Raw genomic sequence first — 11,537 nt, forward strand, 5'->3', positions numbered from 1 at the left:
CCCCAAGGGAAAAAGCGAAGACAAAATATTGTGATTTTGATAACATGCTGCTGATAACACCCACAAATCCCAATATGCTGCTATGCTAACCAAAATAATAAAAAATAAAGCTAGCAAACAAACATTTAATTGCTTAAAAAATCGAAATCTCTCCAAACTTTTGTAATACTTTAGATAATCTTGATACGATTATTTATTCCACAAATGTTTTCTGATGATAACAGCAATATTAAATCCGAAACAGCCCAAACAATATCATCCCCCTTTTCATGGCAAAAAACGGCGCAACCAAATATAAAGCGCACCTCCTCCACCATGCTGGCGAGCCGCTTGTTCAAATGCATGAACATAATACCGGAAAGTCGAGGTTGATAACCAATAAGGGACAAACTTATACAAAGCACCATCACTCCCAAGAGACTGGCCTTTTCCTGTAATCACAAGCACATAACGTAATCCACTCTGCTGAGATGATTGGAGAAAATTTTTTAAGAGAGAATAAGCTTCCTCCTGCCCATACCCATGAAGATCAAGACGTGCCTCAATTGGATAATGGCCTTTGGCAATTTTACGATGTACAATACGATCGAAGAAACGGATCTTATGTGCTTGTGCAACCGTTCCCTTTTCTCTTTTAATAACTGTTGGTTCTTGTTGGTCGCTCTGAAATGATGAAAAGATTGGTGTTACGTACTGTTTTTTACTGTCGATATTTACAACATCTTTTGCAGTAGAAGAATGGAGCTTATCATGAAGCGGAATTGTAGTATGACAAACCATCTCCCATAAAAGACGATCTTGTAAAGCTAATAAATCCCTTTTTTGTCTCCATTCATCCGTGGACATTTTAATCTCTTAAATCTTATTTATACGATCTTGTGAAAAAGAGATCTTAATTTTCATCTTCTGTTGCAAAAAGTTTCCAGTTTGGATCCGACGATAAGCTGTTGCGAACAAAAGTCCAAACATCCCTAATTTCTACAATAGCATCAGGATCACCGTCTATGCGCTCTCCCTGCTCGTTATAAGTTACAGAAATCATTTCACTGATAATCCGCACAGTTATAAATTCATCCTTGTCTTGTATTGCAGCTGAGATAAACTCGATCTTATTAATTCCAACAAAAGTAAACTCAACTCTTTCATTGTTGTTTTCGCGTTTCTCAATGGCAGCACAAAAACTCTCAAAAACATCTTGAGAAAGTAACCTTTTAAGTTGATCGCGATCACCTTTAGCAAAAGCTGTTACGATCATTTCATAAGCAACTTGAGCACCTTTTATAAAAAATTGAGGAGAAAAATGAGAATCAATTTTGTGAAGCGCGCGCAAACCTTCATTCAGTGCACTTCCCTCTGGTGAAATAGCGTCAATTTCGCTAAAATCGTTCTTTTTTGAATTGCTTTGATGAGGGAACGAAACAATATTTTCAACCGTTTCTGTTTCAATCTGTTTTTTAGAACGACGTGAATAAGGATCAAAGGGAGGCTTTTCAAAACCAATCCGTTTTCCTAATACATTACGGAGTTGCACAAAAACGACAACCATAATAACAAGAGCTATGACAAATATAAAGTCAAATTCCATGGGTGCTGTCAATCTCCAAACTTAAGCTGACCTGTAATAAACATTGCTGTCAATATCATCTATCAGTAAATATGTAAAATAGGGAATCTACTATTCAAATATTTTTATAGCCTTTATTCATGTATGTTTAAAAGGATAGCTCTTATAATTTTCTACCCTAAAAATTAAAGAAAGGAACTTTCATGTGATAAAGTCTTACCCTATAAATCCTCGCTTTTTTATCATTATCCTCCTCAGCATTCTCTTGATCGAAATTGCTGGTTTTATCTTTGTCGGGAAAGAAATTGGAATTCTAGCAACTCTGAGTTTGGTTGTTCTCACAACAATAGCTGGAATCATTTTGCTGCGAATTCAAGGAGTTAGCATTTTAAAAAATATACAACGTGAAATTATTCAAAGGCATACAGTAGAGAATAATATTATCAATGATGCTCTCATCATTCTTAGTGCAATTTTGCTTATTCTTCCCGGCTTTTTAAGCGATATTTTAGGAATATTACTTCTTATTGGGCCAATCCGTTCTATTGTCTGGCTTTTCTTTTCATCATTTAAAAACAAAATAAACACGCATACTAAAAATAAAACCAATGATCAGAATAATTCTGAAAAAATAATTGATCTTAAAGCAGAAGATTACAAAATCTATAATACCACAGAATCTCCATGGCGTAAAAATGACGACAATCATTGAAGTGCCAAAAAAATCTGTAACGGACGTAAAAATAATCAAGACAAGGGAAACGTTTCTTGCAACCTTTTGCAAGGCATGATAACCACTTTGGTTTTTAGATCTAAAAAGAAATATACACAATTAATAATGAGAGGTTTGTAGTATGGCCGAAAGTGAAATAAAAAACAGTGGTGGAGAGCCAATTTTTGCTGTATTAACTCAATATTTAAAAGATTTCTCATTTGAGAACCCAAATGCTCCTCGTTCACTGCATCCACGTGATAAGGCACCACAAATTGATATCAACATTAATGTCAACGCTGATCCAATTGGTGATGACAATTATGATGTCGTTTTATCCCTCTCCGTCAAAGCCAATGATGACACCGAAATATTGTTTCATGTAGAAATGATTTACGGTGGTGTTTTTCATATTCAAAACATTCCACAAGAACATATTATGCCTCTTGTTTTTATTGAATGTCCACGCCTTTTATTTCCATTTGCTCGGCAAATCATCTCTGATGCCACCCAAAATGGTGGTTTTCCACCTCTGTGGATTGATCCGATTGATTTTGCAGCATTGTTTCAAAAACGTATTGCTGAAGAACAAAAAAACAATCAGAGTCAGGCACAACCCTCTTAGAAATATTTTTCATTATAAAAAAGGCCCTGAAATATCAGAGGCCTTTATTTTTTTACAACTTTTTCGCATGATAAGCTGCTAGCATTGCGATATTGACAACATCCGTATCGTTTCCACTAAACGGTACAATTTGGACAGATTTTTCCAACCCAATCAAAATAGGTCCAATAATGGTTGCTTCACCAAGCTCTTGCAACATCTTGCTCGCAATGGAAGAGGCATGATATCCAGGCATTACCAAAATATTAGCTGGTTCCGTTAATCCCATAAAGGGATATTGCTGCATCAATTTCAAATTGAGTGCCACATCAGCACTCATTTCTCCATCAAATTCAAAAACAACTTTGCGTTCGTGCAACATGTTAACAGCATCCTGAATTTGCTGCGTAACTTGTCCTTTCATGTAACCAAAAGTAGAAAATGCCACAAATGCTACCCGTGGTTTATATCCAAATTCCCTAACAAAAGAAGCTGTCTGTTCTGCTATATCAGCGAGTTCCTCAGCGTCAGGAGCCTCATAAATAGCTGTATCGGCAATAAACACCGTTCTTCCACGGCAAATAGCCATTGAAATACCAATCAACCGTTCCTTGGGTTTCTCATCAATCACTCGGCGTATATCAATTAACGCTGTTTCATAATTGCGCGTCACCCCTGTAACCATCGCATCAGCATCCCCTAATGCCACCATACACGCAGCAAAATAATTGCGATCATTATTGATGCGGCGATGACAATCGCGTAACAACCAACCTTGGCGTTGCATCTTTTTATAAAGATAATTCGCATAAGCATCCGTGCGACAAGAAAGCTTAGCATTCATGATAGAAATACCTTCACGTTCAAGATCAATGCCAGCAATAGCAGCAGTTTCTCTCACTTGTTCTTCACGACCAATCAAAACCGCTTGCCCTAGTTTTTGATGAACATAGGAAACAGCTGCCCGCATTACCTGCTCTTCTTCACCTTCTGCAAAGACAATTTGTTTTGGCGCTTGACGAATATGATTATAAACTCCACGCATCATAGAGGAAATGGGATCACGTCTTGCCCTCAAATCACGCTCATAAGCCTCTAAATCATCAATATGTTTTTGCGCAACACCGCTTTCCATTGCTGCTTTTGCCACCGCCATTGAAACAACCGTGAACAAACGCGGATCAAAAGGAACGGGGATGATATAATTGGGACCAAATTTTAACCGCTTTCCACGATAAGCTTCCGCAACACTGTCAGGCACTTCTTCATGAGCCAGACCCGCAAGAGCCCTTGCTGCAGCAATCTTCATATCTTCATTGATAACCGTCGCACGTACATCAAGCGCACCACGAAATATATAAGGAAAACAAAGAACATTATTAATCTGGTTTGGATAATCTGAACGACCTGTTGCTACAATGGCATCATCGCGCACTTGCATAACTTCTTCTGGCGTAATTTCTGGGTCAGGATTGGCCATAGCAAAAATGATCGGTTGTGGCGCCATCGACTTTACCATTTCAGGAGTAATGGCACCTTTAGCAGAAACCCCGAAAAACATGTCAGCGCCTTCCATTGCCTCAGCAAGCGTACGCTTATCTGTTCGAATGGCATGAGCAGACTTCCACTGATTCATTCCCTCTTCACGTCCTTCATAGACAACACCCTTCGTATCACATAAAATAATATTTTCAGGTCGAAATCCCATCGCCTTAATCAGTTCAATACAAGCAATCCCAGCAGAACCAGCGCCATTACAGACTAACCGAGTATTTTGCATATCGCGCCCCGTTAAAGATAAGGCATTGAGCACACCGGCAGCCACAATAATCGCTGTACCGTGTTGATCATCATGAAAAACAGGGATATTCATAACCTCGCGTAAGCGACTTTCAATCATAAAACACTCTGGTGCTTTAATGTCTTCAAGATTGATACCACCAAAAGAGGGCTCCAAATGACGCACTAAATTGATAAAACTCTCTGGATCATTAGTATCAACTTCCAGATCAATAGAATCAATATCTGCAAAGCGTTTAAAAAGCACTGCTTTGCCTTCCATCACCGGCTTAGATGCAAGCGCCCCTAAATTGCCTAAACCCAAGATAGCTGTTCCATTTGAGATAACAGCAACAAGATTGCCCTTTGCAGTATAATCATAAGCTAACGCTGGATTTTGCGCAATTGCCTTAACCGGAACAGCAACACCTGGCGAATAAGCAAGTGCTAAATCATGCTGCGTTGCCATAGACTTTGTTGCAATAATTTCAAGCTTTCCAGGCCGACCACGACTATGAAAATCAAGGGCTTCTCGCTCACTGGCATTATAAACCATTTGAGGCATTTTCTGATCCTGCTCACTTTTTTTCATCTCACTTAATTTTCTCCCAAAACAGTGTAAATTCTGCTTGATAATGCATGTCATTATCCGATTTTAAAATTTGATTCATATGCCATAAATCGCTATGCTTGCTTTAACGAACCTGTTCATGCGTTCAATCCAGAAATAATGAAGATAAACATTGAAGTAAACAAAAAAGGGCGTCAAAGCCTCACTTGAAAAAACGAGCGCGTAAAATGGATAAGAAAACTAACCATAAAAACGATTTAATCCCACAACCTGCGCCCTCATCTGCTCCCCAACAAAAACGTCTCACACCTATGATGGAGCAATATATAGAAATCAAAGCAGTTAATAGCGATTCCCTTCTCTTTTACAGGATGGGTGATTTTTATGAATTATTTTTTAATGATGCGGTTGAAGCGGCTCAAGCTTTAGGAATCACACTCACAACACGTGGCAAACACTTGGGTGAAGATATTCCTATGTGCGGTGTTCCCGTTCACGCTGCAGATGATTACTTGCAAAAATTGATCGCCTGCGGTTATCGTGTTGCTGTTTGTGAACAAACAGAAGATCCCGCAGAAGCAAAGAAACGTGGTTCAAAATCCGTTGTTCAACGCGATGTCGTACGCCTTGTCACCCCTGGAACCATAACAGAAGAAAAACTTCTTGATCCAACGCGTGCAAATTATCTGATGACACTTGCCCGTATCAAAACAAGTGACGGAGAAGATTTTGCCCTTTCTTGGATTGATATCTCAACAGGCATATTTCGTGTAACAGAAAGCCGCCATGAAAAACTTTTGGCAGACATTATGCGCATAGATCCACAAGAAATCATCGTCGCTGACTCTTTTTTTTATGATAAATCCCACAAGCCGCTTTTTAATGTTCTCGATCGCATTGTTTCACCTCAACCCGCTAGTCTCTTTGATGCAATCACCGCTGAACGTGATATTTGCAATTATTTTAAACTCTCAACCCTTGAAGGTGTTGCCAATTATTCACGCACCGAACTCTCCGCTATTGCCGCTGCCATTCGTTATATCGAAAAAACGCAAATCACGCATCGCCCTCCTCTTATGCGCCCTGAACGCCAAAATGAAAGCGCTACGCTTTTCATTGATGCAGCAACCAGACTGAGCCTTGAACTTGTTCGGACCACGTCAGGACAACGCGATGGAAGCTTACTAAAAGCTATTGATCGTACTGTAACAGGAGGCGGATCACGCCTTCTTGTCGATCGTCTCATCGCACCCCTCACTACACCTTCAGCTATTGATCATCGTCTAGATTCGATTGCCTTTTTTCTACGCAATACATCTCTTGCAGAAGCTATAAAACTCATTTTAAAAGGGGGGCCAGATATGCCACGCGCAGTTTCTCGGTTAGCTCTTGGACGGGGGGGGCCCCGTGATATGGCCGCAATCCAACGCGGCTTTGAAATCATTCGTGAACTTCATCAGCTTCTTAACGATGCGTTACTTCCTCAAGAAATAAGTGACGTACAGCAGATTTTCTCACACTTACCTACTACTTTGCACTTTCATTTAGAACAAGCACTAGCCGATGATCTCCCATTGCTTAAACGTGATGGTGGTTTTATTCGTCCTCAGTATCATAAAGAACTGGATGAAATGCGTGCTCTACGTGATGAATCTCGTCGTGTCATTGCTGAACTTCAAGCACAATATGCCCAAGAAACAGATATTAAAACGCTTAAAATCAAACATAATAATATTCTAGGCTACTTCATTGAAGTAACTAGTTTACAAGCACCCGCACTTACAAATAGTTCACAAGCAAAAGCTCGTTTTATCCATCGGCAAACGATGGCAAATGCTATGCGCTTTACCACAACAGAACTCGCTGACCTTGAAAGCCGTATTGCTCATGCCGCAAACCACGCATTGACACTTGAATTGGAAATCTTTGATACTCTTGTCAATGAAATTATTGAACAGGTTGATTTCATCCGTAAAGCTGCTGAAGCTCTTGCGATTTTGGATGTATCCGTGGCGTTAGCGCATCTCGCTGAAGAACAAGGATATTGTCGTCCTATAATTGATCATTCACTTACCTTTCGTATTACCGCAGGACGCCATCCTGTCGTAGAGCAAGCACTACGAAAGCAAGCAGCAGAACCTTTTGTTGCCAACAATTGTGATCTCTCTGCACAGGAAAATCATCAATATGCAGCAATTTGGCTTTTGACAGGTCCTAATATGGGAGGAAAATCAACTTTTTTACGGCAAAATGCTCTTATCGCTATTATGGCGCAAATGGGTTCCTTTGTCCCTGCAACTTCAGCCCATATTGGCGTTGTTGACCGCTTGTTTAGTCGTGTTGGTGCTTCTGATGACCTTGCACGGGGGCGTTCAACCTTTATGATGGAAATGGTTGAAACAGCAACGATTCTTAATCATGCAAGTCATCATTCCCTTGTTATTCTTGATGAAATCGGACGAGGTACATCAACTTTTGATGGCCTTTCCATTGCTTGGGCAACTGTTGAGTATCTTCATGAAGTTAACCACTGTCGTGCTATTCTCGCCACACATTTTCATGAAATGACAGCACTCACCCAAAAACTTAATCGTCTTCATAACGTAACCATGAAAGTCAAAAATTGGGATGGTGATGTGGTTTTTCTTCACGAAGTTGCGCCAGGAGCTGCTGATCGATCCTACGGCGTACAAGTTGCAAAACTTGCTGGACTTCCCGCGACAGTTATTACCCGTGCTACAGATGTTCTGCACCAACTAGAACAAGGCGAAATGGCTGGAAAAGGACATAAATTAATTGATGATCTACCGCTGTTTTCCCTTAAAACAGCATCTCCCATAAATGAAGAAACACACAAACATTGCATAGTTCATGAAGCTTTAGAGAATATTCATCCCGATGAACTTTCCCCTAAGCAAGCTTTAGAAGCACTTTATCGCCTTAAACAACTTGAGAAAAATACCTCCCTATAGGCTAATTAAACAAAGTGTCTCTTCATGGTTATTCTTCACGCGTAGCAACCATGCACGCTATTATCATTTCTTTTTATACCAAATGTATCTTGATAAACACAATGATAGAGAGACAAAACCTATATATAATATTTCTTAAAATGAATTCTTTATTCTCATATGAAAAAAATGAAAACTACAGAAACCCTAAAATTATACTCGCAATGATTCAAAATATCCTGTTAAGAACATTGAAAAACCCGCTTGAAGTGCAAAAATCTTTAGAAAACCTGTCTTTCACAAGATGAACCTTCATCTCATCAAAGATTACGAACAGCTCCCTTAGCAGCAGAGGTTGTCATAGCTGCATATGCCTTGAGAGCCTTTGAAATTTTACGCTTACGCTCCTCAACCGGTTGCCAAGCCGCTTTTTCTTTTGCTTCCATTTTGCCATGACGATGCATCATCTCAATGTCATCGACTATCATATGAATGGTACGATTAGGAATATCTATTTCTATAATATCTCCCTCTTCTACCAAAGCAATTGCTCCTCCTTCAGCAGCTTCTGGTGAAACATGCCCTATCGAGAGCCCTGAAGTTCCCCCTGAAAAACGACCATCCGTTATAAGCGCACAAACTTTTCCTAATCCTTTAGATTTGAGATAGCTCGTGGGATAGAGCATTTCTTGCATTCCAGGCCCACCACGTGGACCTTCATAACGGATTACAACAATATCACCTGATTTAATTTTATTATTCAAAATTGCTGAAACAGCTGAATCTTGGCTTTCAAAAATTCTTGCTGGTCCTTTAAAAGTTAAAATTGATTGATCAACACCCGCTGTTTTCACAATACAGCCATCTTTTGCAAGATTTCCATAAAGAACTGCCAATCCTCCATCTTGCGAATATGCATGTTCGTTATCGCGAATCACACCTTTTTCACGATCAAGATCTAGAGTCTCATAGCGACAAGATTGACTAAAAGCTGTCTGTGTTGGAATACCTCCTGGGGCGGCACGATAAAATTCATGGATTATTGGTTCATGGGTTTGTTTCACATCCCAATGACTAAGGGCTTCTTTCATCGTTTTTGCATGCACCGTATAAGCGGATGTATCAATAAGTCCAGCCGCATCTAATTCTCCTAAAAGTCCCATAATACCACCAGCGCGGTGTACATCTTCCATATGGACATTCGCTACAGAAGGTGCAACCTTGCATAAAACAGGAATACGACGCGAAAGGCGATCAATATCCGTCATAGTAAAATCCACTTCACCTTCTTGCGCTGCAGCTAAAATATGCAAAACAGTATTGGTTGACCCTCCCATAGCAATATCCACAGTCATTGCATTTTCAAAAGCCTTGCGCGAAGCAATAGAACGCGGCAAAACTGTTTCATCGCCTTTTTCATAATAACGCTTGGCTAATGTAACAATCTGTCGTCCAGCTTCTTCAAAAAGCATCCGACGATCTGCATGTGTTGCTAGCATCGTTCCATTGCCTGGAAGAGAAAGCCCTAATGCCTCAGTCAGACAATTCATAGAATTAGCAGTAAACATTCCTGAACAAGAACCACATGTAGGACAAGCAGCACGTTCCATTTCAGCAACTTCTTCTTCCGAATTATGCTCTGAAGCCGCTGCAATCATAGCGTCAACTAAGTCAACCGTAAGATCTTGATTTTTCCATTTAATCTTACCCGCTTCCATAGGGCCACCTGAAACAAAGATTGTTGGAATATTTAAGCGTAAAGAAGCCATTAACATGCCAGGCGTAATCTTGTCACAATTGGAAATACAGACAAGTGCATCAGCACAATGGGCATTGACCATATATTCAACAGAATCAGCAATAATTTCACGGGAAGGCAAAGAATAAAGCATTCCATCATGCCCCATAGCAATTCCATCATCTACAGCAATTGTGTTAAATTCCTTCGCGACACCGCCAGCAACAGCTATCTCTTGTGCTACCAGTTGCCCAAGATCCTTTAAATGGACATGCCCTGGTACAAATTGTGTAAAAGAATTCGCAATCGCAATAATGGGTTTACCAAAATCAGTCTCTTTCATCCCTGTTGCACGCCAAAGACCGCGAGCCCCGGCCATATTGCGCCCATGAGTTGATATTCTTGAACGGTAAGAAGGCATTATTTTTTTCCCCTCAAATAATTCCATTTTCTCTGTTGTGCTGCAAGCTAGTCTTAAAGACAAGAACTCTTGCATGAAAAAGAGAAAAATGCTTCTATCGAGACATTTAAATCACAAAATTAAAGCTACGCATAGACCCGTTTGAGAGCCATTGTTCATAATACAATAAGGCCCTCCAATAATATTGTTTTTAAGAAGAATGATCTTTATCATTTGTAGAATTGCAAATAGCTATCTCTTGGCTGCATAAATCTTTAAGATTGAGGTAATGTTGAAACAGGTATTTGCCTCATTATAGAAATAGTTGGTCTATCATATAACACAACCTTCATCAGTGATAACTTTCTAATCTAGAAGCCTTTTATTTTCTACATTTTCATCACAAATGATGAACAGCTTGCGTTTTTTTATACAGCAGAATCCTATGAATACTATAAATGAACAAACATAGTGAATAATTTTGAAGAAGCGCCTTATGAAATCATTTAAAAATACAAGGCAAAGTTACATTGAAGCAATTTCTATGGAGAACACCGTGCTTCTCGATCAGTGTATAAAGTATTTTTATAAATGCTACTGCTTTATTAAGCAAATGTTTCACCTTTTTGGTGGAGCTAAGCGGGATCGAACCGCTGACCTCTTGCATGCCATGCAAGCGCTCTCCCAGCTGAGCTATAGCCCCACATAAAGACGGATTCTTCCCTAAAAGAACAAGTAAACAATCTTAGAGGAATTTTTTAGAACGATAAAAATCGAAGATCAAGAAGAATTTGCATTCAATGAAAAGAATGCCCTCTCGCTTTTTTTAAGAATCATCATCGTTAGAAACACCACCTCCGAGAATATCAGCAACGTCATCATCCTCATCGTCTTCGTCGTGAGACAAAAACGTATCATCGTCATCACCGAGATCCACATCACTATCCTCCAAATCAGGAAGATCATCATCTTTAGAGTCGTCACCATCCTCTTCAAGAAGCATAAAAGCAGATTTTTCAAGTGCTGTATCAAGCTCTTCCGTATCAACTTCTTCTTCACTATTTGCTTCAGCTGCTGCAACCTCAAAATAAGAACGCGGATAAGAAATCCCTGTATAAGGCGACACAATAGGGTCGCGATTAAGATCATAAAATTTCTTTCCCGTTTCTGGATCAACACGCTTAGTTCCAAGATCCTGTTTTGCCATGAACCATGCCT

The 11,537-nt window shown here is 39.7% G+C and carries 8 protein-coding genes and 1 tRNA gene; 3 read left to right on the top strand and 6 right to left on the bottom strand.

The features are described from left to right. Positions 1 to 267 precede the first annotated feature (267 nt). A complete protein-coding gene (locus LBE40_RS06860) occupies positions 268 to 846 on the bottom strand; it encodes a Smr/MutS family protein (RefSeq protein ID WP_004858298.1) in 579 nt (192 codons plus the stop codon). 46 nt (positions 847 to 892) lie between these two features. Next, positions 893 to 1,585: a Tim44/TimA family putative adaptor protein gene (locus tag LBE40_RS06865; RefSeq protein WP_004858295.1), complete on the bottom strand. Its 693-nt coding sequence runs from the start codon at positions 1,583 to 1,585 to the stop codon at positions 893 to 895. A 184-nt stretch (positions 1,586 to 1,769) separates the two neighbouring features. On the opposite strand from LBE40_RS06865, the gene LBE40_RS06870 reads away from it, so the two are divergent. Then, positions 1,770 to 2,276, top strand: a complete 507-nt coding sequence (locus LBE40_RS06870) for an FxsA family protein (protein WP_004858290.1) — start codon at positions 1,770 to 1,772, stop codon at positions 2,274 to 2,276. A 142-nt stretch (positions 2,277 to 2,418) separates the two neighbouring features. Further along, positions 2,419 to 2,901, top strand: coding sequence for a protein-export chaperone SecB (gene secB / locus LBE40_RS06875; protein ID WP_004858288.1), 483 nt, complete (start codon positions 2,419 to 2,421; stop codon positions 2,899 to 2,901). Positions 2,902 to 2,953: 52 nt separating this feature from the next. Here the strand turns inward: secB and LBE40_RS06880 are convergent, their stop codons facing one another. After that, a complete protein-coding gene (locus LBE40_RS06880; RefSeq protein WP_040296814.1) occupies positions 2,954 to 5,251 on the bottom strand; it encodes an NADP-dependent malic enzyme in 2,298 nt (765 codons plus the stop codon). A 206-nt stretch (positions 5,252 to 5,457) separates the two neighbouring features. On the opposite strand from LBE40_RS06880, the gene mutS reads away from it, so the two are divergent. Further along, positions 5,458 to 8,202 (top strand): DNA mismatch repair protein MutS, encoded by a 2,745-nt coding sequence (gene mutS, locus LBE40_RS06885; RefSeq protein WP_004858283.1) that lies wholly within the window; start codon positions 5,458 to 5,460, stop codon positions 8,200 to 8,202. A 299-nt stretch (positions 8,203 to 8,501) separates the two neighbouring features. On the opposite strand, the gene ilvD is transcribed toward mutS, so the two are convergent. The 3 genes from ilvD to LBE40_RS06900 all read right to left on the bottom strand — a co-directional run bounded on the left by ilvD (position 8,502) and on the right by LBE40_RS06900 (position 11,526). Continuing rightward, the gene (ilvD, locus tag LBE40_RS06890; RefSeq protein WP_004858279.1) at positions 8,502 to 10,340 is read right to left on the bottom strand and encodes a dihydroxy-acid dehydratase; all 1,839 of its coding nucleotides are present in this window, start codon (positions 10,338 to 10,340) and stop codon (positions 8,502 to 8,504) included. Between the two features lie 606 nt (positions 10,341 to 10,946). Beyond that, positions 10,947 to 11,022: transfer RNA gene (locus tag LBE40_RS06895), tRNA-Ala, on the bottom strand. A gap of 123 nt (positions 11,023 to 11,145) precedes the next feature. Next, positions 11,146 to 11,526 (bottom strand): TIGR02300 family protein, encoded by a 381-nt coding sequence (locus tag LBE40_RS06900; protein WP_004858276.1) that lies wholly within the window; start codon positions 11,524 to 11,526, stop codon positions 11,146 to 11,148. Positions 11,527 to 11,537 lie beyond the last annotated feature (11 nt).

Source organism: Bartonella taylorii (assembly GCF_023920105.1).
Lineage (GTDB): Bacteria > Pseudomonadota > Alphaproteobacteria > Rhizobiales > Rhizobiaceae > Bartonella > Bartonella taylorii.